General features: G+C 61.2%; 22 protein-coding genes and 2 riboswitches. Of the genes, 7 read left to right on the top strand and 15 right to left on the bottom strand.

Annotated features, from left to right (window positions below):
- The 6 genes from AU074_RS11795 to AU074_RS11770 all read right to left on the bottom strand — a co-directional run bounded on the left by AU074_RS11795 (position 1) and on the right by AU074_RS11770 (position 6,012).
- Positions 1 to 1,068, bottom strand: coding sequence for a phosphotransferase family protein (locus AU074_RS11795; protein ID WP_076014879.1), 1,068 nt, complete (start codon positions 1,066 to 1,068; stop codon positions 1 to 3).
- 130 nt (positions 1,069 to 1,198) lie between these two features.
- Positions 1,199 to 3,055 (bottom strand): pilus assembly protein TadG-related protein, encoded by a 1,857-nt coding sequence (locus AU074_RS11790; protein WP_076014878.1) that lies wholly within the window; start codon positions 3,053 to 3,055, stop codon positions 1,199 to 1,201.
- 90 nt (positions 3,056 to 3,145) lie between these two features.
- Positions 3,146 to 4,096, bottom strand: coding sequence for a 2-hydroxyacid dehydrogenase (locus tag AU074_RS11785; protein ID WP_076014877.1), 951 nt, complete (start codon positions 4,094 to 4,096; stop codon positions 3,146 to 3,148).
- A gap of 130 nt (positions 4,097 to 4,226) precedes the next feature.
- Positions 4,227 to 4,763 carry a cysteine hydrolase family protein gene (locus AU074_RS11780; protein ID WP_076014876.1) on the bottom strand — a complete coding sequence of 179 codons (537 nt, stop codon included), beginning with the start codon at positions 4,761 to 4,763 and terminating at the stop codon, positions 4,227 to 4,229.
- Between the two features lie 216 nt (positions 4,764 to 4,979).
- Positions 4,980 to 5,576: a TetR/AcrR family transcriptional regulator gene (locus AU074_RS11775; RefSeq protein WP_076014875.1), complete on the bottom strand. Its 597-nt coding sequence runs from the start codon at positions 5,574 to 5,576 to the stop codon at positions 4,980 to 4,982.
- A gap of 52 nt (positions 5,577 to 5,628) precedes the next feature.
- The gene (locus tag AU074_RS11770) at positions 5,629 to 6,012 is read right to left on the bottom strand and encodes a tautomerase family protein (RefSeq protein ID WP_076014874.1); all 384 of its coding nucleotides are present in this window, start codon (positions 6,010 to 6,012) and stop codon (positions 5,629 to 5,631) included.
- A gap of 252 nt (positions 6,013 to 6,264) precedes the next feature.
- On the opposite strand from AU074_RS11770, the gene AU074_RS11765 reads away from it, so the two are divergent.
- Entirely contained in the window at positions 6,265 to 7,542 is a 1,278-nt protein-coding gene (locus AU074_RS11765) for a serine/threonine transporter (RefSeq protein WP_076014873.1), read from the top strand.
- Positions 7,543 to 7,622: 80 nt separating this feature from the next.
- Entirely contained in the window at positions 7,623 to 9,269 is a 1,647-nt protein-coding gene (locus tag AU074_RS11760; RefSeq protein ID WP_076014872.1) for a SulP family inorganic anion transporter, read from the top strand.
- Positions 9,270 to 9,314: 45 nt separating this feature from the next.
- Here AU074_RS11760 and AU074_RS11755 read toward each other — a convergent pair whose 3' ends face one another.
- Together AU074_RS11755 and AU074_RS11750 are read right to left on the bottom strand one after the other, a co-directional pair.
- Positions 9,315 to 9,809 carry a DUF934 domain-containing protein gene (locus AU074_RS11755; protein WP_003210798.1) on the bottom strand — a complete coding sequence of 165 codons (495 nt, stop codon included), beginning with the start codon at positions 9,807 to 9,809 and terminating at the stop codon, positions 9,315 to 9,317.
- A complete protein-coding gene (locus tag AU074_RS11750; RefSeq protein ID WP_076014871.1) occupies positions 9,793 to 11,451 on the bottom strand; it encodes a nitrite/sulfite reductase in 1,659 nt (552 codons plus the stop codon). The genes AU074_RS11755 and AU074_RS11750 overlap by 17 nt, the downstream gene beginning before the upstream one ends.
- Positions 11,452 to 11,901: 450 nt before the next feature.
- On the opposite strand from AU074_RS11750, the gene AU074_RS11745 reads away from it, so the two are divergent.
- The gene (locus AU074_RS11745; RefSeq protein ID WP_076014870.1) at positions 11,902 to 12,981 is read left to right on the top strand and encodes an ABC transporter substrate-binding protein; all 1,080 of its coding nucleotides are present in this window, start codon (positions 11,902 to 11,904) and stop codon (positions 12,979 to 12,981) included.
- A 6-nt stretch (positions 12,982 to 12,987) separates the two neighbouring features.
- Here the strand turns inward: AU074_RS11745 and AU074_RS11740 are convergent, their stop codons facing one another.
- Entirely contained in the window at positions 12,988 to 13,206 is a 219-nt protein-coding gene (locus AU074_RS11740) for a DUF2970 domain-containing protein (RefSeq protein ID WP_076014869.1), read from the bottom strand.
- 47 nt (positions 13,207 to 13,253) lie between these two features.
- A complete protein-coding gene (gene metH / locus AU074_RS11735) occupies positions 13,254 to 16,964 on the bottom strand; it encodes a methionine synthase (protein ID WP_076014868.1) in 3,711 nt (1,236 codons plus the stop codon).
- Between the two features lie 164 nt (positions 16,965 to 17,128).
- Between metH and AU074_RS11730 the strand changes: the two genes are divergently transcribed.
- From AU074_RS11730 to nfuA, 3 genes are all read left to right on the top strand, one after another.
- A complete protein-coding gene (locus AU074_RS11730) occupies positions 17,129 to 19,420 on the top strand; it encodes a fatty acid cis/trans isomerase (RefSeq protein WP_076014867.1) in 2,292 nt (763 codons plus the stop codon).
- Between the two features lie 81 nt (positions 19,421 to 19,501).
- On the top strand, positions 19,502 to 20,524 hold the full coding sequence (locus AU074_RS11725) for an acyltransferase (RefSeq protein WP_076014866.1): 1,023 nt from the start codon (positions 19,502 to 19,504) through the stop codon (positions 20,522 to 20,524).
- A gap of 59 nt (positions 20,525 to 20,583) precedes the next feature.
- Positions 20,584 to 21,168 carry a Fe-S biogenesis protein NfuA gene (nfuA, locus tag AU074_RS11720; RefSeq protein WP_003210817.1) on the top strand — a complete coding sequence of 195 codons (585 nt, stop codon included), beginning with the start codon at positions 20,584 to 20,586 and terminating at the stop codon, positions 21,166 to 21,168.
- A gap of 1,217 nt (positions 21,169 to 22,385) precedes the next feature.
- Here the strand turns inward: nfuA and cobM are convergent.
- From cobM to fabF, 5 genes are all read right to left on the bottom strand, one after another.
- Positions 22,386 to 23,132 (bottom strand): precorrin-4 C(11)-methyltransferase, encoded by a 747-nt coding sequence (gene cobM, locus AU074_RS11715; RefSeq protein ID WP_076014865.1) that lies wholly within the window; start codon positions 23,130 to 23,132, stop codon positions 22,386 to 22,388.
- 83 nt (positions 23,133 to 23,215) lie between these two features.
- Positions 23,216 to 23,608 (bottom strand): cobalamin biosynthesis protein, encoded by a 393-nt coding sequence (locus AU074_RS11710; protein ID WP_076014864.1) that lies wholly within the window; start codon positions 23,606 to 23,608, stop codon positions 23,216 to 23,218.
- Positions 23,605 to 24,303, bottom strand: a complete 699-nt coding sequence (locus tag AU074_RS11705) for a CbtA family protein (RefSeq protein ID WP_076014863.1) — start codon at positions 24,301 to 24,303, stop codon at positions 23,605 to 23,607. Before AU074_RS11705 ends, AU074_RS11710 begins: the two co-directional genes overlap by 4 nt.
- A gap of 11 nt (positions 24,304 to 24,314) precedes the next feature.
- Positions 24,315 to 24,503: a CbtB-domain containing protein gene (locus AU074_RS11700; protein ID WP_003217883.1), complete on the bottom strand. Its 189-nt coding sequence runs from the start codon at positions 24,501 to 24,503 to the stop codon at positions 24,315 to 24,317.
- 95 nt (positions 24,504 to 24,598) lie between these two features.
- A riboswitch (cobalamin riboswitch) is annotated at positions 24,599 to 24,815 on the bottom strand.
- Positions 24,816 to 24,851: 36 nt separating this feature from the next.
- Positions 24,852 to 26,120: a beta-ketoacyl-ACP synthase II gene (gene fabF, locus AU074_RS11695; protein WP_076014862.1), complete on the bottom strand. Its 1,269-nt coding sequence runs from the start codon at positions 26,118 to 26,120 to the stop codon at positions 24,852 to 24,854.
- 113 nt (positions 26,121 to 26,233) lie between these two features.
- Between fabF and AU074_RS11690 the strand changes: the two genes are divergently transcribed.
- The gene (locus tag AU074_RS11690) at positions 26,234 to 26,752 is read left to right on the top strand and encodes a helix-turn-helix domain-containing protein (protein WP_076014861.1); all 519 of its coding nucleotides are present in this window, start codon (positions 26,234 to 26,236) and stop codon (positions 26,750 to 26,752) included.
- Positions 26,749 to 26,951, top strand: a riboswitch (cobalamin riboswitch). It overlaps the preceding gene by 4 nt.
- Positions 26,952 to 27,000 lie beyond the last annotated feature (49 nt).

Genomic DNA, 27,000 nt, shown 5'->3' with positions numbered 1-27,000 from the left:
TCAGAGGGAAGACTGTTTGATGACGTTCAGGCTCATCTGCTCCAGCAGCTTGTTCATATGAATGAACTGCGCAAAGCGTTTGTCCTGGGTCTGGCCATGGAAGAAGCGGTAGTAGATCTGCTGCACGATGCCGGCCAGGCGGAACAGGCCGTAGGTGTAGTAGAAGTCGAAATTGTCGATCTGGATCCCGGAGCGTTCGGCGTAGTAGTCGACGAACTGGCGGCGGGTGAGCATGCCGGGAGCGTTGCTTGGCTGGCGGCGCATCAGTTGCACCGGCGCCGGGTCGGCCGCTTCGATCCAGTAGGCGAGGGTGTTGCCCAGGTCCATCAGCGGGTCGCCGAGGGTGGTCAGCTCCCAGTCCAGCACGCCGATGATCTGCATCGGGTTATGCGGGTCGAGGATCACGTTGTCGAAGCGGTAGTCGTTGTGGACGATGCTCGAGGTGGGGTGGTCGGCGGGCATCTTGTCGTTGAGCCAGGCACGCACGGCTTCCCAGCTCGGCGCGTCAGGGGTCAGGGCCTTTTCGTAACGGTCGCTCCAGCCGCGAATCTGCCGCTCCACATAACCTTCAGGCTTGCCCAGGTCGGCCAGGCCGCAGGCGGTGTAGTCGACCTGGTGCAGCTCGACGAACTTGTCGATAAAGCTTTTGCACAAGGCTTCGGTTTTCGCCGCGTCCAGGCCCAGTTCCGGCGGCAGGTCAGAGCGCAGGATGATCCCGTTGACCCGCTCCATCACGTAGAACTCGGCGCCGATCACCGACTCGTCGGTGCAGTGCACATAGGCTTTGGGACAATACGGGAAACCGTCCTTGAGTTGGTTGAGAATCCGGTATTCGCGGCCCATGTCGTGGGCGGACTTGGCCTTGTGGCCAAAGGGCGGGCGACGCAGCACGAATTCCTGGCCGGGGTATTCCAGCAGGTACGTCAGGTTCGAGGCGCCACCCGGGAACTGGCTGATGTTGACGCTGCCACTCAAGCCCGGGATATGGGCCTTGAGGTAGGGATCGATGAGGCTGGCATCAAGTTCTTCGCCGGGGCGAATCTGGGTCGATTGGTCATTAAGCGCCATGCTTATCCCTTCTGCTTATTCTTAAGGCCTTGGACTATTGGCTAATCTAATGCGCGCGGCCGCCCAGCCACAAGGTTGGGGCGGCTTAATAGGTTAGCGTGTTGGCCGATGATCAGCGGGCTTGATGTGTTCAGATCACCAGAATTGCGCGCCCGCCGGGGCTGCAGGACAGGTTGGCACCTATTTCGACTTTCGCCAGGTCTACGCCCAAACCGGCAAGAAGGTTGTTGACCAATGGGTCGAGGAGCGGGCTGAGCACCCCGGAGATGATGCCGGTGAGGAGATTGAGCACGCCCGTCACCAGGCCGACCACCAGATTCAGCACCAATCCCAAGAGCCCGCCTTGTGTAGGTGGATGGTTGATCAACTGGATGCCACTGAGGGTGTTGCTCAAGCTGCCTACCACGTTACTCGAACTGAAACTGAAGTAGGCGGGGGGCTGCTTCACCTCGGGCGGCGACGCGTAGGTGTGATTGCGAGTGGTCTTGGCCACGCTGCTGTCGACTCTCAGGCTGATGCCGCCTACGCCATAGGGTTGCCGAGGATCGCAGACGCCCTTGCTGCAGGTTCGTATGCCCAGGTCGAGCAATGGAAACTCGTCGACACTCAGCGGGGCGGTGGAAGAAAACAGGTTTTTCGGGTCGATCTGGCCGACCATCAACCGCACGGCAGATGTGGTGCCCACCACCGACAACGATTTGTCCGCAGGCCCGTTGCAGCGATAACCGGTCACCTCGCTACTGCCGCTGGCCGCCTCCAGGGCCACGTCGAGTTGGGTGCCGATTTTCGGATCCAGGGAGCTGCCCAACAACAGCCCCAGCAGGCCTGTCACTCCGCTTACCACATCGTTCAGCACGCCGACCACGGGCAAGTTCACGGAGATCAAGGTTCTGACTTGCGCGGTCCTGACATAAATCGGCTGGGTGGCGATCAGCTTCGGGTTGCCGATGGCGGATATCTGCGCCGGTTCAATCACCTTGGTCTTGACCGTGATATTCAGCAATCCCAGCACATCCACCGGCAGCTCCACCGCCACGGCGTTGTACTTGTTCGACAGTTGCACAAACCCCTGGATCAGGTTGAACAGTTGCAGGTTGACGTCCAGGGCGCTCTTGTCGGTGCCGTTCTGGATGGTCAGCAGGTCGCCCAGGTGCAGGATCTTCGTGCCGGGAGCAATCAGCTTGATCGCTTCCAGGTTATTGATCACCACCTTGACCGCATCGCCCCCCAGCTTGAGAACATCAATTGCGGCCTGGATCAAATCGCCGACGCTGGCGTTGGTCTTGAGCAGTTCGTCGTAGTTGCCGGCGCTGACCTTCAGTTGAATGGCCAACGCTTCCAGGTAGCTGAGCAGGCTGATATCGGTGTTGATCAACCCCTCCCAGCCCACCGCGTTGATTTGCAACTTGCCCCCCAGCAGCCCGCCGATCAGCGCGTTGAGTGCTGCGGACTTGGTGCTGTCGACGGTCAACAGCGTGCTGCGAATGGTCAGCACGGCGACCGGCGGCGCGGGTACTGCGGCCACGGCCACTGCCTGCAACTGGATGGTCGACTCGAAAGGGCCGGGGGAGAACAGCATGAAGAGACCGTTGGCGATGCTGGTGACCACGCGATGGGTGGCGATGACCTGAATCGCATCGGCTTTTGAGGGATTGGGACTGAAGGTGCGCATGAAGTCAGCGCCGGTGACCAACGTGCCGCAGGCGGTGGCCAGGGTACGGTTTTCGTTGATTGGGAAGTTATTGCGGGTCGCGCTTTGGATCGCGAATTGCGCGGCGTTGGTATTCGGGGAGACGCAGGCGCCGCCGCGGGTCACCACCTCCAGCGCAGCGGTGTCGGCAATCCGTTGCAGCTTGCGCTTTTCCAGGTACAGCCGGCCGCTGTCGACCACCAGCAGCAGAAACAACAGCGCAATCGCGAGGGTCATCGCGCCCATCAGACCTATCGCACCGCGTTGGCGGGCCGGGCCGAATCCATGGCAAACCATCCTGCGTTCCTTCGCCGGTCCTGCACCGGCGTCCTGAGCGTCCCCGCAAGCAGTGTAGTCAGGATTTGGATGATTGCTGGCTATTAGCCATTATTTCTTCGGTGGCAGTGTCACGGGCGTCAGTACGGGCCGGCCGGCGAAGTATTCCAGCAAGTTGTCTGCCACGCGCTGCACGGTGTCATGGGCAGCTTCCGGCGACAGGCCGGCGACGTGGGGCGTGAGCACGGTGTTGCTGAGGAGCTTCAAGGCATCCGGCACTTTGGGTTCATCGTCGAACACATCCAGCGCTGCGCCGCCGATGCGCCGTTGCTCCAGGGCGGTGATCAGGTCGGCAGTGACTATCACGCTGCCGCGGCCGATGTTCACCAGAAAACCATTGGGGCCAAGGGCGTCGAGGGCCTGGCGGTCGATCAAATGCCGGGTGCTGGCGCCGCCCGGCGTGGCCAGGATCAGGAAGTCTGAAGCCCGCGCCAGTTCCACGGCAGTGGCGCAGTAGGTGTAGTCGACGTCCTCGCGGGGCTGACGGTTGTGGTAACTCACTTCCATGCCAAACCCCAGCGCTGCACGCTTGGCGATCTCCAGGCCTACGGCGCCCAGTCCAAGAATGCCCAACTGCTTGCCGGCGAGGGAAGGGCGCATCACCTTGGGCCATTCGCTGCGCCGTACCGCAGCGTCTGCCCGGGGAATGTCACGCACCAGCGACAGCAGCAGAGCCATGGCGTGGTCGGCTACCGACGGTGCATTCACGCCCGCGCCATTGGTGACCACGATCCCACGGTTGCTGGCGGCTTGCAGGTCAACGTGTTCATAGCCGGCGCCGACCACGCAGATGATCTCCAGCAGCGGCAGCGCGGCGATTTCCTCGGCGTACAAACCCAGCGGGCCACGGGTCAGCACCGCCTGGATCTGCCCGCCGTGGGTCTTGATTGCCTTGGCGCGTTCGGCCGGGGTCGGCGCGAGGATCACGTGAAAGCCATTGCCTTCGATGATCGGCAGGTAGTCGTTGATGGTTTCAACCAGGACCAGAACGGTGACGGGCATGCGAGGGCTCTTCCTGAAGGGTTTGAGGGGTTGAGTATGCGACATTTTGTCGGAATGAATCCCGCGACAGGCGAAGAAAAATCGGACGCCCGCCGGGCATTGATACTCCGGCGGGCGTTTCAGGGGGAGGTTAAAAGCAGATATCTGCCGCCTTCACACGCTTCACAAACGCCCCAGCCAAGGTTCCATTGTGATGCTCGATAATTGCCTCGGCCGATAACGCCGGAGTGTCCATGCAGGTATGGCCATCTTCCGGCAGCACTACCGAGAACCCCAGCTCGACGGCCACTCGGCACGTTGTGTCGATGCAGTACTGGGTTTTCATCCCGACGATCACCAGTTCATTCACCTGTGCCGCCGCCAGTTGCTGCGCCACCTCGGTGCCGAGAAAACAGCTGGGCCGGGTTTTATTGAAAACCGTGTCGCGAGCCTCATCAACCTCCAGCGCTGGCCAGAGCTGCCATAACGGGCTGCCCGCCTCGATGGGCGAACCCGCCGGGCCGGTGTGGCGCGCTGCAAAAACCGGCACGCCAGCGTGTCGCGCTCGTTGAATCAACTGGTTGATGTTGTCGAGTACGCGCTGGCGTTCGTAGGGTTTTTGCGGACCATCGTACAGACCGGTCTGCATGTCGATGACCAGCAGGGCGGGGCGCTTGTTGTCAGGCATGGTACTGCTCCTTGTGGTTGCCAGATGGCGGAGCAATAAAAAGGCCCCGTCCATTGCTGGCGGGGCCTTGGGTAAATCCGGGTGGCTTAGTTTGCGCGCCACTCACAGCTACCACACGACCCGCCAAAAGCGGTCGTGGTGGTGGTGCGGGTGAGGGCCTGCTGAATAAGGTTCATGGGCCGATCATGCTGGCGCTGGCGTTTGGATGTCAACGCATCAACCGAGGTTTTTTTCCGGGATCAGGAGATTTCTGGCAGCGGCGAGGAATTCATCGGACAGGCTATTGCCTTTGGTCGCACGGGCCAGGGTGAGGGCGCCGACCATCATCGCGTACTGGGCAATGGCGGCTTGCCGGTCACCTTCGGGTGTTCCGGTTGCCTGGGTAGTGGCCAGGATTCCCATGGACGCTTCAAAGCCCTGGATAAAGCTGCGTTGCAACGCGCTGTCGACGGCTTCATGGCACATCTCCCCGGCAAACGCCGCCACCGGGCAACTGTCCCCGGGGTTGTCACGATTGGCCGCCGACAGATACGGATCAATCAACGCCAGTCGCGCCGCCTCGGGCTCAGGGCTTTGCTCGAGCCTGGCCTGCCAACGCAGGCTCGATTGTTCGAACGCCCGGTTACAGGCTTCCGTGGCCAGCGCCTCGCGGGACTCGAAGTGGCCGTAGAAACCGCCATGGGTCAGCCCGGCGGCGGCCATCACGTCCGACACGCTGATGCCGTGGATGCCACGCTCACGAAACAGCCGCGTGGCGGCCTCGACGATGATTTCGCGGTTGAGTTCGGCTTGTTTGCGGGACACGCGTGGCATCGGGGGCTCTCTGGATCAGGTTGTGGCAGGAATAGGCGGCATCATAAAACGTTTAGCTGGCGTACTGCGCAATCCCGTTGCCGAACGACCAGTTTTCCCTCTTGACCTCCACCAGGCTGATAAACACGTCTTCGAGGCGTACCGCGAGTTCACGGTTCAGGCTCTCGGCGATGGTCTTGTACAACAGCTTTTTCTGCTCGGTGCTGCGGCCTTCGTTCAAGGTGATCTGGATGATCACCAGGTTGTCGCTGCGCTGGATACCCAGGTACTCAGGGTCATAGATGAAGTGGTGTTCATCGTGCTCGGTGAGGATCTGGAAATTGTCGTGCTCGGGCACGCCGATGGCCGTGTGCATGGCGTTATAGATCAGTACGCCGACGCGTTTGGCGTAGGTGACGTCGGGGTTTTTCCGAAGGTCTATGCGCACGATTGGCATGGCAGATATTCCAGTGAGAGGCGTGGCATTAAAAATACATGACAGCTGGAATTTATAAAATAGATTTTTAATGAAATATAAAAACGGTACTCATCAAACCTCTCCAATCACCTGCTCCGCACAACCATTCCTCAGCTAAGTCTTTGCTTATTCAAGCGAATCCCGGACAATCGCGCCCCTGTTTCGGTCGTGGCGCTGCCTGTCAGGTTTTTCTGACTCGCCCCGACTGAGTGAATGCGGAGATCCGAACGGATGAATGATCAGGCCAATAGCGTCGACGAACGCTACGCAACGACACCTGCAACCCTCACAAGCTGGAGCCGCCAGGACACCACCTGGATGCTCGGGCTGTTCGGTACGGCCATCGGCGCCGGCACCTTGTTCCTGCCGATCAACGCGGGCCTTGGCGGCTTCTGGCCGTTGGTGATCCTCGCGCTGCTGGCGTTCCCGATGACGTTTTTCGCTCACCGTGGCCTGACCCGCTTTGTACTCTCGGGCCGTGAAGGCTCGGACATCACCGACGTGGTCGAGGAACACTTCGGCCTTAAGGCCGGAGCCGCGATCACCTTGCTGTACTTCTTCGCGATCTTCCCGATCCTGCTGATCTACAGCGTGGCGCTGACCAACACCGTCGGCAGCTTCATGGAGCATCAACTGCACATCGCACCGCCACCGCGGGCGATCCTGTCGCTGGTGCTGATCCTCGGCCTGCTGGCCGTGGTGCGTTGTGGCGAGCAGGTGATCGTCAAGGCCATGAGCCTGATGGTGTATCCGTTTATCGTTGCCTTGCTGTTCCTGGCGGTGTACCTGGTGCCGCACTGGAATGGCGGCATCCTCAGCACCGCCAGCACCGTGCCGGCCCCGTCGGCGCTGCTGCATACCCTGTGGCTGGCAATTCCGGTGATGGTGTTCTCGTTCAACCACTCGCCGATCATCTCGGCCTTTGCGGTGGACCAGAAGCGCCAGTACGGCGAACACGCTGAAGAACGCAGCTCGCAGATCCTGTCCCGGGCGCACATCCTGATGGTGGTGATGGTGCTGTTCTTCGTGTTCAGTTGCGTCCTGACCCTGTCCCCGGCGCAGTTGGCCGAAGCCAAGGCGCAGAACCTGTCGATCCTGTCGTACCTGGCGAACCACTTCAGCAACCCGACCATCGCGTTCGCCGCGCCGTTGATCGCGTTTGTGGCGATTGCCAAGTCGTTCCTGGGCCACTACATCGGCGCCAGTGAAGGCCTCAAGGGCCTGGTGCTCAAAAGCGGCCGTCGTCCCGCTGCCAAGACCCTGGACCGTATGACGGCTGCCTTCATGCTGGTGGTGTGCTGGATAGTCGCCACTCTCAACCCGAGCATCCTCGGCATGATCGAGACCCTGGGCGGGCCGATCATTGCGTCGATCCTGTTCCTGATGCCGATGTACGCGATCCGCAAGGTACCGGCGATGGCCAAGTACCGTGGCCAGGCGTCCAACGTGTTTGTGACGGCGGTGGGCCTGGTGGCGATTACCGCGCTGATTTACTCGCTGATGTCCTGACAGCACCCGGTTTCAGTGCAATGATCACGGCCAATTCGCAGACTGCGGATTGGCCGTTTTTTTTGCCAGGGAATTAGGGATTGAACATCAAGCCTGAGAGCGACTCCACGCCGAACCGTGCACAAGACTTGCTGGCCGGCCTGTCCATCGCCGGCTTGCTGCTGCCCGAGGCCGTGGCCTATTCCAGCATCGCCGCGTTGCCGCCCCAGGCAGGCGTGATTGCCTTGTTCGCCGGGTTACTGTGCTACGGCCTGTTCGGTACCAGCCGCTTCGCGATCGTCTCCGCCACGTCATCCTCGGCGGCGGTGCTGGCGGCAGCCACCGCGACGCTGGCGGGGGACGACCCGACACTCAGGTTGAGCCTGGCAATGGGCCTGGTAATGGTGACCGGGGCGTTTTTCCTCCTGGCCGGGTTGCTCAAGCTGGGCGGGCTGACCTCGTTTATCGCCAAGCCGGTGCTGCGTGGCTTTGCCTTCGGGCTGGCGTTGACGATCATCCTCAAGCAACTGGCCAGCGTGGTGGGCGTACACCTGACCGATAACAACCTGATTCGCTTCCTGCCCCAACTTCTGGAGCAATTGCCGCGCTGGAACTGGGCCGCCGCAGCTGTCGCGGGTGTCGCATTGCTCTTGCTGTGGCTGTGCGCGCGGGTCCGGCGCCTGCCGGGGGGACTGCTGGTGGTGATCCTCGGGATAGCCGCCGGCCAGTGGCTGGATTTGCAGGCCCATGGCGTGGCGTTGATCGGTGTGATCGACCTGCGCCTGGAGTTTGCGCACCTTCCGGTGTTGCCGTTCGCCGACTGGCTGCGCCTGGGGGAGTTGGCGTTTGCCATGGTGATGATTCTTTACGCCGAGTCCTACGGCTCCATCAGCTCATTCGCCCTCAAGCATGGCGACCGCGTGTCATCCAATCGCGACCTGCTGGCGCTGGGGGCCGCCAATCTGCTGTCCGGGCTGTTTCAGGGTATGCCCGCCGGGGCCGGTTACTCGGCGACGTCGGCCAATGAGGCAGCGGGCGCCAATTCTCGACTGGCGGGGGCGGTCGCGGCGCTGGTGGTGTTGCTGATTGTCCTTACAGTGCTGCCGTTAGTTGCACTGACGCCGGAGCCGGTGCTCGCCGCCATCGTTATCTACGCCTTGGGTCGGGGTTTGAGCCTGCAACCCTTGGGCCGCTATTTCTCCTGGCGGCGCGACCGGTTGCTGGTGATTTGCGCGGTGGCGGCGGTGTTGGTGCTCGGCGTGCTGGACGGTCTGCTGGTGGCGGTCGGCATCAGCGTGGTGTTGATGCTGCGCCAGATGTCGTCGGCGGATGTGCGTGAGCTGGGGCGCATTGACGGTGGGCATGATTTTGTCGACTTGCTGCATCACCCGAGCGCCGAACAGATCCCGGGTGTTCTGATCGTGCGGCCCAGCGAAGCGCTGTTCTTTGCGAATGCCGAGCGAGTGCTGGGGGCGGTGTTGAGCCTGATGCGGCACGCTACGTTCCCGGTGCACACGGTGGTGCTCAGCCTGGAAGAATCGCCTGACCTCGATGGCACCACCATCGAGGCGTTGCAGGCGTTTTTCGTCCAGGTGCAAGGGGAGGGCAAGTGCCTGGTGCTGGCCCGCGTACGGCATGAGGCACAGGAGGTGTTGCAGACGTTGCCTGAAGCGTGCGCGCCGCAGGTGCTGATCAGCGGGTTGAGTGTCGATGGTGCGGTGCAACTCGCGTTGCAACCCACCGCCTGAATGCAAAAAGCCCCGAATAGTCGGGGCTTTTTATTGAAGCGAGGCTTAACGGCGGCGGAACAACGGCAACGGTTCATCCGTCGCCGCCTGGTACGTCACCGAGAAATCCTTGAGGCTTTCCAGCGCTTCATACGGGTCTTTGTCTGCGCGCAAGGCGAAGGCATCGAACCCGCAACGGCGCAGGTAGAACAACTGGTCGCGCAGCACATCACCAATCGCCCGCAGCTCGCCCTTGTAACCATAACGGTCACGCAGCAGGCGGGCGTTGGAGTAGTTGCGACCGTCGGTGAAGGCCGGGAAGTTCAGGGCGATGACCTGGAAGTGCTCCACGTCATCACCGATCTCTTCGGCTTCTTCATCGGCGTCCAGCCACACACCCAGGCCGCCGTCGCGGGCCTTGAGGGCGTGAGCGTGCTCGCGCCACAGGGCCAGCGGCACGATCAGGTCGTCGCAGTTGGAGATGCCATCGAAGCTCGCGTCCTTGGGCAGCAGGTGCCAGGTTTCGTCGAGGACTTCGTTGTTCTTAATGATTCGCTGCATAGACGCGCTCCTTGAACAGGTCAATGCCGATGCGCTGGTAGGTGTCGATGAAACGCTCATCTTCGGTGCGCTGTTCAACGTACACGTCGATCAGCTTGCCGATCACGTCAGGCATGACTTCCTGGGCGAAGGACGGGCCGAGGATCTTGCCCAGGCTCGCATCGCGGCTGGCGCTGCCACCCAGGGACACTTGGTAGAATTCTTCGCCTTTCTTGTCCACGCCCAGGATGCCGATGTGGCCGACGTGGTGGTGACCACAGGCGTTCATGCAACCGGAGATGTTCAGGTCCAGCTCGCCGATGTCGAACAGGTAGTCCAGGTCGTCGAAACGGCGCTGGATCGATTCGGCAATCGGGATCGACTTGGCGTTGGCCAGGGAGCAGAAATCGCCGCCCGGGCAGCAGATGATGTCGGTCAGCAAGCCGATGTTCGGCGTGGCAAAACCCTGCTCGCGCAACTCGCCCCACAGGGTGAACAGCTGAGACTGTTCGACGTCGGCGAGGATGATGTTCTGCTCGTGGGAGGTGCGCAGTTGGCCGAAGCTGTAGCGCTCGGCCAGGTCGGCGACGCCGTCCAGTTGCTTGTCGGTGATATCGCCCGGTGCAACACCGGTAGGTTTCAGCGACAGGGTCACGGCCACATAGCCCGGCTTCTTGTGAGCCAGGGTGTTGCGGGTGCGCCAGCGGGCGAAACCCGGGTGCTGCTGGTCGAGCTCGGCCAACTCGGCGTCCTGATTGCTCAGGGCCTTGTAGTCCGGGTCGACAAAGTGTTTGGCGACGCGGTGCACTTCGGCTTCGGTCAGGGTGGTCTGGCCGCCGCGCAGGTGCTCCATCTCGGCGTCGACCTTCTGGGCAAACACCTCAGGGGTCAGCGCTTTGACCAGGATCTTGATCCGGGCCTTGTATTTGTTGTCACGACGGCCATAGCGGTTGTAGACCCGCAGGATCGCGTCGAGGTAGCTCAACAGGTCCTGCCACGGCAGGAATTCGTTGATGAACGCACCGACCACCGGCGTACGGCCAAGGCCACCGCCGACGAGAACACGGAAGCCCAACTCGCCCGCCGCGTTATGCACCGGCTCCAGGCCGATATCGTGCACTTCGATGGCTGCGCGGTCCGAGGTCGAGCCGTTGATGGCGATCTTGAACTTGCGCGGCAGGTAGGCGAATTCCGGGTGGAAGGTGGTCCATTGACGGACGATTTCACACCATGGGCGCGGGTCGATCAGCTCGTCAGCGGCGACGCCGGCGAACTGGTCGGTGGTGACGTTGCGCAGGCAGTTACCGCTGGTCTGAATGGCGTGCATCTGCACGGTGGCCAATTCAGCCAGGATGTCCGGCACGTCTTCCAGGGCCGGCCAGTTGAACTGCACGTTCTGGCGGGTACTGATGTGGGCGTAGCCTTTGTCGAAGTCGCGGGCAATCTTGGCCATCATGCGCGTCTGACGGGAAGTCAGTTGGCCATAAGGCACGGCAACCCGCAGCATCGGCGCAAAGCGCTGAACATAAAGGCCATTTTGCAGGCGCAGAGGGCGGAACTCTTCTTCGCTCAGTTCGCCTGCCAGATAGCGTCGGGTCTGATCACGGAACTGCTTGACGCGGTCCTCGATGATGCGCTGATCGTATTCGTCGTATACGTACATATAGGTCCTGTTCTCGGCAAATCTGCGCGCACGGCCGCGCACTCCCAACGGAGCCGGCGCACGATACCAGTTTGCGTTTATGCGCAAAAGTGATGTTTGAGTATATGCAAATAACCAAATCGACTAATGAGAACCGTTATCGCGATACCCACATTTGTCATGCGGGCAATCATGATCTTTACTGTGCTCGTGTCTTTATGCAATCACCTATAAAACCGACAAGAGGCGATGCTATGAGCAATCCGACCAAAGCCCGCAAAAGTGACAGCAGTGTCGATGCCTGGGCCATTCTGTTCTTGATTATCCTGGTGGTTTCCACTGCCGTGTTCTGGGTCAGCCATCAATAAAAGGACGTTACCGAGCCCTGCTGCCCGACAATCGGCAATTAGCCGAGATTGATCGGCCCGATGCCATTATCATGGGCCGTCATTTCCAAGGGCTCAGACAACGATGTTGAAGGTTCTCTGCAAGTGCTTGCTGGTGCTGAGCATGCCGTTCTGGGCTGTTGCCCAGGCGACGTCGGTGGTGTTTCTCAACCCTGGCAATTCGACTGAGGCCTTCTGGGTCAGCTACGCGCAATTCATGCAGGCCGCCGCCAGGGACCTCGGCCTGGATTTGCGTGTGCGCTATTCCGAGCGCAACCCCGAGGCCACACTGGTGCAGGCCCGTGAGGCGTTGCAAGGCACAGAGCGTCCGGACTACCTGGTGCTGGTCAACGAGCAGTACATCGCGCCACAGATCCTGCGCCTGTCCCAGCGCAGCGGGGTCAAGCTGCTGATCGTCAATAACGCCCTGACCGCCGACCAGACTCAACTGCTGGATGCCGGCAAATACCCCAACTGGATCGGCAGCATGGTGGCCAACGATGAAGAAGCCGGCTACCTGATGCTCAAGGAACTGCTGCGCCTGCATGGCCCGGTTACCGAAGGCCAGACACTTGACCTGCTGGCGTTCTCCGGCGCCAAGACCACCCCTGCGGCGCAACTGCGTGAGGAGGGCCTGCGCCGGGCACTGGTGGATTACCCCCAGGTGCGCCTGCGCCAGATGGTGTATGGCGAATGGAGCCGCCAACGCGCCTTCGAGCAGGCCACGCAGTTGTTCAAGCGCTACCCGCAGACGGCACTCGTATGGTCAGCCAATGACGAGATGGCGCTGGGCGCGATGGATGCGCTGCAAGAAGACGGGCGCACGCCGGGAAAGGACGTGTTGTTCAGCGCGGTAAACAGCTCGCCTGAAGCCCTCCAGGCACGGCTCGATGGCCGGCTCAGTGCGCTGGTGGCGGGGCACTTTACTGTCGGCGGCTGGGCGATGGTGGTGGTGCATGACGATGCCTTGGGGCTGGAGATGGCCGGGCATGGCGGGCGTGAGCGCAAGCTCGGGCTATTTCAATTGATCGACCCGGCCCTCGCCGCCCAGCTATTGCAGGTGCATGGGCGCGAGGATTACGGGGTGGATTTTCGCGCGCTGTCAGCGCAGGGCAAGCCGGCGGATTACCGTTACCCGTTCAGCCTGCAACTGCTGATGCGTTGACCGGATTCAAACGCCGGCCAGGTGCAACACCAGCTTGACGATGCCAAACAACGTCAAGGCAAAGACGGCGGTGAACAGGATGCCCAGCACTACAAAGTGGCTGGGCTTGCCGTGGGTGAAGTCGCGGGCACGGTTTTTCCCGCTTTGCACGCCGAAGGCGGCGGCCATCACGCTGTGGAGCATTTGCCAGAAGGTCGGTGGCTTGTGGTTGGCTGGATCGTCCATACATCCCCCAGTGAAGGTGTGTATGGACAGCATAGTCAATCCAGCGATTAGTTGTCGTAACCCAGGTTAGGCGCCAGCCAGCGCTCGGTCACGCTCAGGTCCTGATCCTTGCGGGCGGTATAGCTCGCCACTTGGTCCTTGTCGATCTTGCCTACGGCAAAGTACTGCGCCTGCGGGTGAGCGAAGTACCAGCCGCTGACGGCTGCCGCCGGGAACATCGCGTAGTGCTCGGTCAGGAACACGCCGCTGCGACCCGCGTGCATTTCGCGGGCTTCAGGGTCCAGCAGTTGGAACAGCTGGGCTTTCTCGGTGTGATCCGGGCACGCCGGGTAACCCGGGGCAGGGCGGATGCCGCTGTATTGCTCCTTGATCAGTGCTTCGTTATCCAGCACTTCGTCCTTGGCGTAGCCCCAGTGTTCTTTACGCACTTGCTGGTGCAGCCACTCGGCGCACGCCTCGGCCAGGCGGTCGGCCAACGCTTTAACCATGATCGAGTTGTAGTCGTCGCCAGCGTCCTGGTAAGCCTTCGCCACTTCTTCAGCGCCGATGCCGGCGGTGGTGATAAAGCCACCGATGTAGTCGGTCACGCCGCTGTCTTTAGGCGCGACGAAGTCGGCCAGGGAGAAGTTCGGCTTGCCGTCGGTCTTGATGATCTGCTGGCGCAAATGGTGCAGCTTGGCAATCGGCTGGCCATCGTCGCCGTAGACTTCCAGGTCATCGTCCTGCACCTGGTTGGTCGGCCAGAAGCCGAACACGGCGCGGGCGCTGATGAGTTTTTCGTCGATCAGCTTCTTGAGCATTTCCTGGGCGTCGGCGTACAGCGAGGTCGCGGCTTCACCCACGACTTCATCGGTGAGGATGCGCGGGAATTTGCCGGCCAGGTCCCAGGAGATAAAGAACGGCGTCCAGTCGATGTACTCGGCCAGGACGTTGAGGTCGATATTGTCCAGCACTCGGGCACCGGTAAACGTCGGCTTGACCGGCGTGTAGCTGCTCCAGTCGAACTGCGGCTTCTTGGCTATGGCGGCCGGGTAGCTCAGGCGCTCGGTGCGGGCGCTGCGGTTGGCGGTGCGCTCGCGAACGTCGATGTATTCCAGGCGGGTTTTTTCAACGAACGCCGGCTTCAATTCCTTCGACAGCAATTGCGTTGCCACGCCCACGGCGCGGGAGGCGTCGGTGACGTAGATCACTGCGTCATTGCTGTATTTCGGCTCGATCTTCACCGCCGTGTGGGCCTTGGAGGTGGTGGCGCCACCGATCATCAGCGGCAGGTGGAAATCCTGGCGCTGCATCTCGCGGGCGACGTGCACCATCTCGTCCAGGGACGGGGTGATCAGCCCGGACAGGCCGATGATGTCGCACTTCTGTTCCTTGGCCACCTGCAGGATTTTCTCGGCCGGGACCATCACGCCCAGGTCGACGATGTCATAGCCGTTGCAACCCAGCACCACGCCGACGATGTTCTTGCCGATGTCGTGCACGTCGCCCTTCACCGTGGCCATCAGGATCTTGCCCTTGGCTTCCGGTTTGTCGCCCTTTTCCAGCTCGATGAACGGGATCAGGTGGGCCACGGCCTGCTTCATCACCCGGGCGGATTTCACCACCTGGGGCAGGAACATTTTACCGGCGCCAAACAGGTCGCCGACGATGTTCATGCCGGACATCAACGGGCCTTCAATCACTTCGATCGGGCGCTTGAACGACTGCCGGGATTCCTCGGTGTCTTCGACGATGTGGGTGGTGATGCCCTTGACCAGCGCGTGTTCCAGGCGCTTGTTGACTTCCCAGCCACGCCATTCTTCAGTCTCGGCTTCCCTGACGCTGCCGTCGCCTTTGTACTTGTCGGCAATGGCGAGGAGGGCGTCGGTGCCTTCCGGGGTGCGGTTGAGCACCACGTCTTCCACCGCGTCGCGCAGCTCGGCCGGGATCTGGTCGTAGATCTCCAGCTGTCCGGCGTTGACGATACCCATGGTCAAGCCGTTGCGGATCGCGTACAGCAGGAACACCGAGTGGATCGCTTCACGCACCGGGTTGTTGCCACGGAACGAGAACGACACGTTGGACACGCCGCCGGAAGTCAGCGCATACGGCAGCTCGTCGCGGATGTAGGCGCAGGCATTGATGAAGTCGACGGCGTAGTTGTTGTGCTCCTCGATACCGGTGGCGACCGCGAAGATGTTCGGGTCGAAGATGATGTCTTCCGGCGGGAAGCCGACTTCATTCACCAGGATGTCGTATGAGCGTTTGCAGATTTCTTTCTTGCGCGCTTCGGTGTCGGCCTGGCCGGCTTCGTCGAACGCCATTACCACCACCGCCGCGCCGTAACGCTTGCACAGCTTGGCGTGGTGAATGAACTGCTCCACGCCTTCCTTCATGCTGATGGAGTTGACGATGCCCTTGCCCTGGATGCACTTCAGGCCGGCCTCGATCACTTCCCACTTGGAGGAGTCGATCATGATCGGCACGCGGGAGATGTCCGGCTCGCCGGCAATCAGGTTGAGGAAGGTCACCATGGCCTTCTTCGAATCCAGCATGCCTTCGTCCATGTTGATGTCGATCACCTGGGCGCCGGCTTCCACCTGCTGCAGGGCGACTTCCAGGGCTTCGGTGTAGTTGTCTTCACGGATCAGACGGGCGAAGCGGGCGGAACCGGTGATGTTGGTCCGCTCGCCGACGTTGACGAACAACGAGCTGCGATCAATGGTGAACGGTTCCAGGCCCGACAGGCGGCAGGCCTTCGGAATGTCCGGGATCGGGCGCGGTGCGTAACCGGCCACGGCCTTGGCGATGGCTTCGATGTGGCCCGGCGTGGTGCCGCAGCAACCGCCGACAATATTGAGGAAGCCGCTCTGGGCGAACTCTTCGATGACCTTGGCGGTTTCCGACGGCAGTTCGTCGTACTCGCCGAATTCGTTGGGCAGGCCGGCGTTCGGGTGGGCGGAAACGTGGGTGTTGGCCTTGTTCGACAGCTCTTCCAGGTACGGGCGCAACTCGCTGGCACCCAGGGCACAGTTGAGGCCCACAGACAAAGGCTTGGCGTGGCTGACCGAGTTCCAGAAGGCTTCGGTGGTCTGGCCCGACAGGGTACGGCCGGAGGCGTCGGTGATGGTGCCGGAGATCATGATCGGCAGTTCGACGTTCAACTCCTCGAACACGCCCTGTACGGCGAAAATCGCGGCCTTGGCGTTGAGGGTGTCGAAAATGGTTTCGATCAGGATCAGGTCGGCGCCACCCTCGATCAGGCCCTTGGTGGCTTCGGTGTAGTTTTCCACCAGCTCATCGAAGGTCACGTTGCGGTAGCCGGGGTTGTTTACATCGGGCGACAGCGAGCAGGTACGGCTGGTCGGGCCCAGCACGCCGGCGACGAAACGCGGCTTGGCCGGGTTTTCCAGGGTCTTGGCGTCGGCGATCTTGCGCGCCAGGCGCGCGCCTTCTACGTTTAACTCGTAGGCCAGGTCTTCCATGCCGTAATCGGCCATGGAAATGCGCGTGGCGTTGAAGGTGTTGGTTTCCAGGATGTCGGCGCCGGCATCCAGGTAGGCTTTTTCGATGCCGCCGATCACGTCCGGGCGGGTGATCACCAGCAGGTCGTTATTGCCCTTGACGTCGCTCGGCCAGTCGGCGAAGCGTTTGCCACGGTAGTCCTGCTCTTCCAGCTTATAGCTCTGGATCATCGTGCCCATGCCGCCGTCGAGGATCAGGATGCGTTCCTTGAGGGCTTGGTGGAGGGCTTGCAGACGAGCGCTACGATCGGGCATGGGACTACTCTGGTCAGGTATTACGGAGGGCGAAGATCATAACAAACCTGTGCGCTTTTAGAGCATGTGCAGGGTTTGCATGAATATCGCTCATGTTGGCGAGGGTGTTACATCGGTAGAATCGCCAGGTTTTTCACCGTACGCATCGAACCGGGACCGGGAACATGTCACTTCGCCTCATCGTCAGCGCCGCTTTTGCGCTGGTCGCCAGCACCGCACAGGCAGAAGGTCCCGCTCCGGCGATCTCTTATACCCGTGATATTCAGCCGATCTTCACCGAGAAGTGCGTGGCCTGCCACGCCTGCTATGACTCGGCCTGCCAGCTAAACCTCGGCAGTGCTGAAGGCGCCGCACGTGGCGCGACCAAAGTGCCGGTGTACGACGGCGAACGCAGTCTTGCCAGCCAGCCCACCCGTTTGTTCTATGACGCCTTCGGCAAGGCCGCGTGGCAGCAGAAGGGTTTCTACTCGGTACTCGATGCCCAGGGCAGCCAGGCCGCACTGATGGCGCGCATGCTGGAGCTGGGGCATAACGCACCGTTGCAGCCCAATGCCAAGCTGCCTGACGACATCGTGCTGGGCCTGAACCGCGAAAATACCTGCCCGATGCCGGGCGAGTTCAACGCCTACGCAGGTAGCCATCCCAAGGAAGGCATGCCGCTGGCCGTCACCGGCCTGACCGACCAGCAGTACCAAACCTTGCAACGCTGGCTGGCCTCCGGTGCACCGATCGACGAACAAGGCCTGGCACCGACTGCCCAGGAAGCCCTGCAAGTGCAGCAATGGGAAAACCTGTTCAACCAGCCCGGCGCCCGGGAAAGCCTGGTGGCGCGCTGGTTGTTCGAGCACCTGTTCCTCGCCCATATCTACTTTGAAGGCGGTGAGCCGGGGCATTTCTTCCAGTGGGTGCGTTCGCGCACCCCGAGCGGGCAACCGATCGACCTGATCAACACCCGTCGCCCCAACGACGACCCGGGCACTCAGGTGTACTACCGCCTGTGGCCGGTGCAGGGGGTGATCGTGCACAAGACCCACATCACCTATCCGTTCAGCGCCGAGAAAATGGCCCGCATCAAGTCGCTGTTCTACACCGATGACTGGCAGGTGAACGCGTTGCCGGGCTACGGGCCTGGCCGGCGAGCCAACCCGTTTGAGACTTTCGAGGCGATTCCGGTCAAGGCGCGCTACCAGTTCATGCTGGATAACGCCGAATACTTCGTGCGTACCTTTATTCGCGGGCCGGTATGCCGTGGGCAAATCGCCACGGACGTAATCCGCGACAACTTCTGGACCCTGTTCCAGGACCCCGACCACGACCTGTACATCACCGATGCCCGCTACCGCGGCCAGGCCACGCCGTTGCTGGCGATGCCGGGGCAGATTGACGATGTGGGCAGCGTGCTCAGCCTGTGGCTTAAATACCGCGACAAGCGCAACGAATACGAAGCGCTGCGCCGAGACAGCTATGCCGACCTGCCACCGCCGAGCTGGGCGTCCCTGTGGGCGGGCAACGATAACGCCTTGCTGAGCATCTTCCGCCACTTCGACAGCGCCTCGGTGACCAAGGGCTTGATCGGCGAGGTGCCGCAAACGATGTGGCTGTTCGACTATCCGCTGCTGGAGCGCACCTACTACCAGTTGGCAGTGAATTTCGATGTGTTCGGCAACGTTTCCCATCAGGCCCAGACGCGCTTGTATTTCGACCTGATCCGCAACGGCGCCGAGCAGAACTTCCTGCGCTTGATGCCGGCGGATTCGCGAGATGATTTCCTCGACGATTGGTACCAGAACAGCGGCAAGGTCAAGCTATGGATGGACTATGAAGCCATTGACGATGACAAGCCCACTGGCCTGACGCTCGATGAAAAAGACCCCAAGCGCGACTTCGCCAACCAGTTGCTGGCCCGTTACGGCGACTTGAACGCCAGCCCGGACCCGATTAACCGTTGTATCAGCGCCTATTGCTCACGCCGGGGCATTGATCCTGCGCTGCAGGACGCCGAACAGGCCCTGAGCCGCCTGACCAATCGCCCGGCGGCGGGGCTCAAGGTGATCGACCAGTTGCCGGAAGCGACCCTGCTGCGCATCGAAACCCGTAGCGGCAAACGTGAGATCTACAGCCTGCTGCGCAATCGCGCCCACAGCAACGTGGCCTTCATGCTCGGTGAGGCTTATCGCTATCAGCCCGGCCTGGATACAGTGACTATCTATCCCGGGGTGCTGAGCAGCTATCCGAACTTCATGTTCAACATTCCGGCGCAGCAGGTACCGGAGTTTGTCGCTGCCATGGAGAACGCCAAGGACGCCAATCGCTTCGAGAAGATCGTCGACCGTTGGGGCATTCGCCGCAGCCATCCGCAGTTCTGGCAGTACTTCCACGACCTGTCGCAGTACCTCCACGAAACCACGCCGCTGGAAGAGGGCGTGCTGGACATGAACCGCTACGAGAATCTTTGATCGACCTTTGACCGTCGACGGCTGTCCCAAGCCAGAGGCACCTGAATAATCGGTGTCGAGGGTTGGGAGAGCGGGTCGACGATGTTGATTTCAGTACAGGCACTGCGCGCCCTGGCGGCCTGGACCGTGGTGGGTCATCACTTCATGCAGATTTTCTTTGGTTTCCAGGCCGACTCGGCGCTGGGGCACCTGTTTGTCGACAAGGGCGCGGCGGGCGTGGACGTGTTCTTCGTCATCAGCGGCCTGGTGATCTTCCTCTCCACCGAGAACAAACAGCTGCCGCCCTGGCGATTCCTGCTGTATCGCCTGCTGCGGATCGTCCCGGCGTACTGGTTCTACACGGTGCTGATGGCGCTGCTGGTGGTGTTTGCCCGGCCGGTGTTGCCGGACCAGAGCGTCGATGCGGCTCATGTGTTGATGTCCTTGCTGTTTATACCTTCCGAAAACCCCGGTGGTTATGGGGTGTACCCGACCTTGAATGTCGGCTGGACCCTGAACTACGAAATGCTCTTCTATGTGCTGTTTGCCTGGGCGCTGCTGTTTCGCCGGCAGTGGCGGGTGCTGGTGGTGGGCGCGTTGTTGTTCGCGGTGTGCCAGGCGTGGACGTCGTTTGGCTGGATCAGCGATTTTTATCGTTCGGACATCGTGTACGAGTTCTTGCTGGGGATTGGCATCGGCATGCTGTACCGCAAGGGCTGGATTCGCCCCGGCCTGTGGCTGCCGCTGGCGGGTATTGCCGGTGCGCTGTTGGCGATTTATCACTGGCCGGCATCACCTCGCGCCCTGAGCTGGGGCTTGCCGAGTGCGGTGCTGGTGGTGGCCTGTATTTCGATGGAACGCTATTTCGAGCGCAGCCGCCTGCTCAAGGTGATGGGGGACTGTTCCTATTCGGTCTATCTGATGCACGTGCTGGTGCTGTCTGCCGGTGGTTTTATCGCCCAGCGTTATGGGGTGAATGCCTACGTGATGCTCGGGATATGTGTGGTGCTGATTGCCCTTGGGTCGCTGGCCAGCTATCACTGGCTGGAAAAGGGCAGTTATCGTCGGCTCAAAGGCTGGTTCGATGGCGACGAACGGTTAGTGCTTTCCCGACAAAAATACTAGGACTTTGTACCTCGGTAATAATTTGGCGTAAACTGCCGGCAAGCCTGCGAGGAGTTTCCATGACCGCTATTACCATTACCGACGCCGCCCACGATTACCTGGCTGATCTGCTGTCGAAGCAGAACACCCCGGGCATCGGGATCCGCGTCTTTATCACCCAGCCCGGCACCCAGTACGCAGAGACGTGCATTGCCTACTGCAAGCCGGGAGAAGAAAAACCTGAAGATACGGCGTTGGGGCTGAAAAGCTTCACGGCGTATATCGATGCATTCAGCGAAGCGTTCCTTGACGATGCGGTGGTTGATTACGCCACTGATCGTATGGGTGGCCAACTGACCATCAAGGCGCCGAACGCCAAGGTACCGAACGTTAATGCGGATAGCCCGATTAACGAGCGCATCAACTATTACCTGCAGACCGAGATTAATCCCGGGCTGGCCAGCCACGGTGGTCAGGTGAGCCTGATTGATGTGGTTGATGATGGTATTGCTGTGTTGAAGTTTGGTGGCGGTTGCCAGGGCTGTGGCCAGGCGGACGTGACCTTGCGTGAGGGGATTGAGCGTACGCTGCTTGAGCGGGTTCCGGAGCTGAAGGGTGTGCGGGATGTGACTGACCATACGCAGAAAGAAAACGCCTACTACTAAGGGTGTTCGCTGTGGATGTGGAAAAAACGGCGCCTCGTGAGCGCCGTTTTTTTATGGTTTGGATTCAGTGGGTTGCGTGAGGGTTGTGAGGTTTTGGGTTAGGTATGTTGTGTACATATCCGTTGCTGCGGTAACGGCGGCTTATGGTTCCGCTCTTACAGCGGGTCACTTTTGGCAAACGCCCGGAATGCCGGCCCAGCCAAAAGTAACCAAAAGGTCTTTGCCCCACCACTCGGTGCCTCGCTTGGGCTCGGCATGCCCGCACTCCGGCTCGGCTCCGCGGGCCGCCGCGACGGGCCATCCATGGCCCGGCGCGGCTAAATCGGCTTCCCTGCCGATTTACCCGCTCCACCGTGCCTACTTGCGGCCATCGTGGTTAACGGGGCGCCTAAGATCAAGATCAAAAGCAGATCAAAAGCAAGAGCACAGCGGCCTACAGGCCGGCTTGCTTCTCTGTAGGAGCGAGCTTGCTCGCGAAAAACCTGAGACCGCCGCGTTCATCCAGAATGCCAGCGTCATCGTTAACGACCTTCGCGAGCAAGCCCGCTCCCACATTTGGACCGTGCCCGCTTTAGCTTTTGATTCTGCTGTTGCTGTTGCTTCACCACACTCAAGCCGGCCTGTAGGCTGCTGTGCTGTTGATCTGCTTTTGATCTCGATCTTGATCTTAGGCGCCCCGCCCACGGGCCGGCTTGAGTGTTAAAAGCAAAAGCAAAGCTGCTTTCCTGTAGGAGCGAGCTTGCTCGCGAAAAACCTGAGACCGCCGCGTTGAATCAGGATGCCCACATCATCGTTAACGACCTTCGCGAGCAAGCCCGCTCCCACATTTGGACCGTGCCCGCTTTAGCTTTTGATTCTGCTGTTGCTGTTGCTTCACCACACTCAAGCCGGCCTGTAGGCCGCTGTGCTCTTGATCTGCTTTTGATCTCGATCTTGATCTTAGGCGCCCCGTTAAACCACGCTGGCCGAACGCAGGCAGTACGGAGCGGGTAAACCGGCAGGACGCCGGTTTAGCCGCGACGGGGCAGGGACGCCCCGTCGCGGCGGCCCGCTTCGTGCTGCCGGAGTGCGGGCACACCGAGCCCAAGCGAGGTGCCGAGTGGTGGGGCAAGAGCGTTTTGCTTACTTTTGCGCTGTTCAAAAGTGAGCCGCTGTAAGAGCGGAACCATAGGCGGCCGTTAAAAAAATAACGGATATGTACACCACCACTAACCCCCTCAGGGCCGATACAAATGCGCATGCCCCGCACGATACAACGACGACTCACCAAAACTGTCACTGGCCAAAACCCGACCCACCACAATCAACGCCGTACGCCGAAACCCCTTGGCCGCCACCTTCCCGGCAATATCCGCCAGCGTACCAATGGCCCAATCCTGATCCGGCCAGGTCGCCCGATGCACCACCGCAATCGGACAATCCTCCCCATAGTGAGGCACCAACTCAGCCACGATCTTCTCCAGATGACTCACCCCCAGGTGAATCGCCATGGTCGTCCCATGCTGCGCCAAACTACTGAACGCCTCACCCTCAGGCATCGCCGTCTTATCCGCATACCGCGTCAAAATCACACTCTGTGCGATGTCCGGCAACGTCAGCTCAGCCTCCAACAACGCCGCACACGCCGCCACCGCCGTAACCCCGGGAATGATCTGAAACCCAATCCCCAACTCCCGCAAAAGCCGAATCTGCTCCCCAATCGCCCCGTACAAACTCGGATCCCCGGAATGCACCCGAGCCACATCCTGGCCTTTCTCATGGGCCGTCTTGATCAGCCCAATGATCTGCTCCAGATGCAGCTCCGCACTGTTAACCACCAGTTCAGCCCGATGCCCCTCAAGCACCGCCGCCGGCACCAGCGAACCGGCGTAGATAATCACCGGGCAACTGCGAATCAGCCGCTGCCCCTTGACGGTGATCAGTTCCGGGTCGCCTGGGCCTGCGCCGATGAAAAAGACAGTCATGGATTCATTCCTGTGAAAAAAAGCACGCGAGCAGCCCTCCAGATGAAGATTGCTCATGATCAAAGCTGACGATTATCGGGAATTCAGCCGGCGCAAGCCAATGCAAAGGTGGCCTGGGCGGTTTTTTTGCGGGCGATCAGCAGAGTAGCAGGGCCTTGGGACAGGTGTTCTGCGAGGGCCAGGGCGGCACTTTCCGCGATGCCGTAGCAGCCGGTATGAGCAAAAACCGTCTCGGACTTATGGCTCAGTCGATCTTCATAGGGCGCCAATTGCGCCGCACTGAAAAACGTCAACGACAACTTCAGAACCTGAGCCAGTGCCAGCAACCCCGGCTCATCCTGTTTGCGATCAAGACTGGCCAGCGCAGTGATGCGCTGGCGCTCAATGCCACCCTCGGCGAGGGCGGCATTGAACAGGTCTAGCAGGGCGTCGACAGAACACCCCCGCTGGCACCCCAGGCCAACCGCCAGGATCATGCCGAATACTGACCATCACGGTTACGGCGAAACAGCCAGGCACTGATCAACCCCAGCGCCAGCCAGAAGGCAACGTTGGTCAACTGCGAGGCAATCTTGAACTGAGCTTCCAGGGCTTCCGGCGCCAGCATCGAGTGGACTTCCGGCTGTGGTGCGCCAATCACATGAGGCACCGCCAGGATCGCCACGCCCAGGACTTTCAGCAGCCAGTTGCGACCGAATACGATCAGCGCGATACCGGCAGCGGTGGAGCCGGCGGTGCCGATCCACCAGATTTGCCGTTGCGCCAGGTCTGCAGCCGCAGTGCCCGGCAATTCAGGCGGCAAGCCCAGGGTCGGCGCCAACACAAAAGTGGCGTAACCGGCCAGGCCCCACAGCAAGCCTTGCGCCGTGCGGGTCGGTGCACGCAAGGTGTACAGGCCGGCAAGCATCAGGGCAAAACCCACTGCAACCACAAGGTTACCGCCCGTGGTCGACAGCACACGCTGCCAGCCATCTTCCGGTTCCCAGGCTTCGGCGTCGTGGGTGTGGGCCGCAGCGCCGGCATGCTCATGCACTTCGGTGGCCGCGGGAGCCTTTTCGAAGGTTTCCGCCTGCAGAATCAGCGGGGCGACCCAGAAGCTTTGCAGCAAGGTCAGCAGCAAGGCGGCCAGAAGACCGGTGAAACCTGCGGTTTGGGCAATACGCTTGATCATGTCGGCAGGTCTCAGTGGCACGGGAACGCGGCGCTGTGGCGGGTATCGTGGGCGGCGTTGTGTACCGCTTCGATGTGCGAGAAACCGGCGAAATACACCAGGCACGCGCCGAGGATCGACGCACCAATGGCGGCGGTCAGGCGTTGGCTCAGGGTGGCGGTGGTGCTGGCGGTAGAGGCGGTGCTGCTGATGATCGACATGGCGCGTCCCTTCAGGGTTTCAGGGTGCACGAGCGCATGAAAACCCCGCGAGCCAGGCACGCAGGGTTCTGAACAGCGCCCGCCCACCGCGGGTTTGTTATCTGAATTTTTCGGGCCGGTCTCCGGGCTTGCGAGGGGCCTGGGCCTTGAAAACATCACCTTCCCATGCCGTAGAGACACAGTGGATTTGATGTTTCACTCGCTTACCGTTGCGGGGGCAGCACCGGACTCGTCACGCCCTTGAGTAAAGGAACATGACTCACCGGTTTCCCGTTTCACCCTGTGAAGGGCACCCGAAACAAGATGCGTAGGAGAGCATGGGCGGGCGATGGGCGTCAAATCGCCGCGTTAACCCCAGCGTTTGAACAACACACTGGCATTCACGCCACCAAAGCCAAATCCATTGGATATCGCGTATTCAATCGGTAACGGCCGGGCTTGGCCTCGGACCATATCCAGCCCTTCGGCAGCGGGGTCCGGGTTGTCCAGGTTGAGGGTGGCCGGGGCAATCTGGTCGCGCAGGGCGAGCACAGTGAAGATCGCCTCGATCCCGCCCGCGGCGCCCAACAGATGGCCGGTCGCCGACTTGGTGGCGCTGATCGCGACGCTGGCATTTGCACCGAACAGCGTATTGATCGCCGCCAGCTCGCCGTTGTCACCTACGGGGGTCGACGTGGCATGGGCGTTCAAGTGCTGGATCTGTGCGGCGCTGATCCCTGCTTGCGCAATCGCGATCTCCATCGCCCGGCGCGCACCTGAGCCATCTTCCGGCCCCGAGGTCATGTGATACGCATCAGCACTGGTGCCATAGCCCACCAGTTCCGCGATGGGCGTGGCGCCGCGAGCCAGCGCATGTTCCAGCTCCTCGATGACCAACAGCCCGGCACCTTCGCCCATCACAAACCCATCGCGGCCTTGATCGAACGGGCGCGAAGCCAGTGCCGGCGTGTCGTTGTAATCGCTGGACAGCGCACGCGCCGCAGCAAATCCGCCGAGGCTGACCCGGTGGATGCAGGCTTCGGCGCCGCCACACACGGCGATGTCGATTTCCCCTGCACGGATCATGCGCGCGGCATCACCAATCGCCTGTACGCCGGCGGCGCAAGCAGTGACGGGGGAGCCCAGCGGACCTTTCAGTTGATGCTGGATCGACACATGCCCGGCCGCCATGTTGCCGAGGAATGACGGAATCGTGAACGGCGACAGGCGCCGTGGTCCTTTGCTGTCAGCGGTGCGCACGGCTTCTGCAATCGCCGGGAAACCACCCACGCCGGAAGCGATAATGGTCGCGGTACGTTCCTGCTGCGCTGCCGTTTGCGGATTCCAGCCGGCCTGTGCCAGGGCTTCCTGGGCGGCGGCCAGGGCAAACACGATGAACCGGTCCATCTTGCGCTGCTCTTTCGCCGGGATGACAGTGTCCGGGTCAAAGCCGGCTTCAGGGTCCTGGTTGCGGTCCAACACCTGGCCGCCGATGCTGATTGCCAGGTCGCCGACCAATGCCTCGGGTAGCCTGCGAATTCCGGATTCACCGGCCAGCAGGCGTTTCCAGGTCTGTTCCACGCCGGTTCCCAGCGGGGTCACTGCACCCATGCCGGTCACAACAATTCGCTTACTCATGATCGCTTAGCTCCGCAAATTTCAGGTTGGTAGCATTGCATGGACGAAGCTATCATTATGAAAGTAACATCCGATAGCTTAAATTTCCGGGGCCGCCCCACAGAGGAACTGCAATGCAACGTAAGTCGCTGGTGAATGCCGAATGCCCGGTAGCCCGTGGAGTTGAACGGGTAGGCGAGTGGTGGAGCATCCTGATCATGCGCGACGCGCTGCAGGGCCTGCGCCGTTTTGATGAGTTTTCCCAAAGCCTGGGAATCGCTCCGAACATGCTGACTCGCCGGCTCAACAGCCTGGTGGACGCGGGGCTGTTGGAGCGCAGGCAATACAGCGAGCGGCCGCCACGTTTCGAGTACGTGCCGACGCCGGTCGGCGAGGATTTCCGGGTGGTGATCATGGCGTTCGTCGGTTGGGGCAACCGCCATTTCGCCAACGAAGGTGAAAGCCTGCAATTGGTCGACCGGGAAACCCGGCGCCCGGTGGAAGTGGCGGTGGTGGACGCCGACGGCGCGCGCGTGTCCGTCGAGCAATGCAGCGTTCAAGCCGGGCCTGCCGCCAGCGAGGGCATGCTGCAGCGCCTGGCGCTGCTTCGCGCCAAACGCTCGGACATTGACCCGTCCCTGCGCACTGCGTAGCCTTGCACCTTCGAGGTTCTTCGGCCCAGGCCGAAGCTAAGAAGGGAACGCGGTCAATGCCGCGGCTGCCCCCGCAACTGTAAAGGGTTTATCTGACTGCCACGCCACTGCCTGAACAAGGCGGGAAGGCGCAGCCAGCGCCGGCCTCACCGCCGGCAAGCCCCAAGCCAGGAGACCTGCCTCGCAACCGATTTTCTACTTCAACCGGGCGGGGTGATCCGGTGGCGAATTCTGCTTCTGCGCACCCG

It is taken from the genome of Pseudomonas sp. ATCC PTA-122608 (assembly GCF_001952855.1).
In the GTDB taxonomy this organism is placed as follows: Bacteria; Pseudomonadota; Gammaproteobacteria; order Pseudomonadales; family Pseudomonadaceae; genus Aquipseudomonas.
The sequence above is the reverse complement of the archived record's forward strand: the minus strand, read 5'-3'. Positions and strand labels throughout refer to the sequence as shown.

Bases quoted from the DNA above. Each gene is read 5' to 3' on its own strand.
- AU074_RS11785 (WP_076014877.1), bottom strand. From the start codon at position 4,096: ATGCCCGTCACCGTTCTGGTCCTGGTTGAAACCATCAACGACTACCTG.
- AU074_RS11690 (WP_076014861.1), top strand. From the start codon at position 26,234: ATGCAACGTAAGTCGCTGGTGAATGCCGAATGCCCGGTAGCCCGTGGA.
- AU074_RS11775 (WP_076014875.1), bottom strand. From the start codon at position 5,576: ATGCCACGCGTGTCCCGCAAACAAGCCGAACTCAACCGCGAAATCATC.
- AU074_RS11725 (WP_076014866.1), top strand. From the start codon at position 19,502: ATGTTGATTTCAGTACAGGCACTGCGCGCCCTGGCGGCCTGGACCGTG.
- metH (WP_076014868.1), bottom strand. From the start codon at position 16,964: ATGCCCGATCGTAGCGCTCGTCTGCAAGCCCTCCACCAAGCCCTCAAG.
- AU074_RS11795 (WP_076014879.1), bottom strand. From the start codon at position 1,068: ATGGCGCTTAATGACCAATCGACCCAGATTCGCCCCGGCGAAGAACTT.
- AU074_RS11765 (WP_076014873.1), top strand. From the start codon at position 6,265: ATGAATGATCAGGCCAATAGCGTCGACGAACGCTACGCAACGACACCT.
- AU074_RS11790 (WP_076014878.1), bottom strand. From the start codon at position 3,055: ATGGTTTGCCATGGATTCGGCCCGGCCCGCCAACGCGGTGCGATAGGT.
- AU074_RS11730 (WP_076014867.1), top strand. From the start codon at position 17,129: ATGTCACTTCGCCTCATCGTCAGCGCCGCTTTTGCGCTGGTCGCCAGC.
- AU074_RS11750 (WP_076014871.1), bottom strand. From the start codon at position 11,451: ATGTACGTATACGACGAATACGATCAGCGCATCATCGAGGACCGCGTC.
- fabF (WP_076014862.1), bottom strand. From the start codon at position 26,120: ATGAGTAAGCGAATTGTTGTGACCGGCATGGGTGCAGTGACCCCGCTG.
- AU074_RS11780 (WP_076014876.1), bottom strand. From the start codon at position 4,763: ATGCCTGACAACAAGCGCCCCGCCCTGCTGGTCATCGACATGCAGACC.
- AU074_RS11770 (WP_076014874.1), bottom strand. From the start codon at position 6,012: ATGCCAATCGTGCGCATAGACCTTCGGAAAAACCCCGACGTCACCTAC.
- cobM (WP_076014865.1), bottom strand. From the start codon at position 23,132: ATGACTGTCTTTTTCATCGGCGCAGGCCCAGGCGACCCGGAACTGATC.
- AU074_RS11710 (WP_076014864.1), bottom strand. From the start codon at position 23,608: ATGATCCTGGCGGTTGGCCTGGGGTGCCAGCGGGGGTGTTCTGTCGAC.
- AU074_RS11700 (WP_003217883.1), bottom strand. From the start codon at position 24,503: ATGTCGATCATCAGCAGCACCGCCTCTACCGCCAGCACCACCGCCACC.
- AU074_RS11745 (WP_076014870.1), top strand. From the start codon at position 11,902: ATGTTGAAGGTTCTCTGCAAGTGCTTGCTGGTGCTGAGCATGCCGTTC.
- AU074_RS11705 (WP_076014863.1), bottom strand. From the start codon at position 24,303: ATGATCAAGCGTATTGCCCAAACCGCAGGTTTCACCGGTCTTCTGGCC.
- AU074_RS11755 (WP_003210798.1), bottom strand. From the start codon at position 9,809: ATGCAGCGAATCATTAAGAACAACGAAGTCCTCGACGAAACCTGGCAC.
- AU074_RS11740 (WP_076014869.1), bottom strand. From the start codon at position 13,206: ATGGACGATCCAGCCAACCACAAGCCACCGACCTTCTGGCAAATGCTC.
- nfuA (WP_003210817.1), top strand. From the start codon at position 20,584: ATGACCGCTATTACCATTACCGACGCCGCCCACGATTACCTGGCTGAT.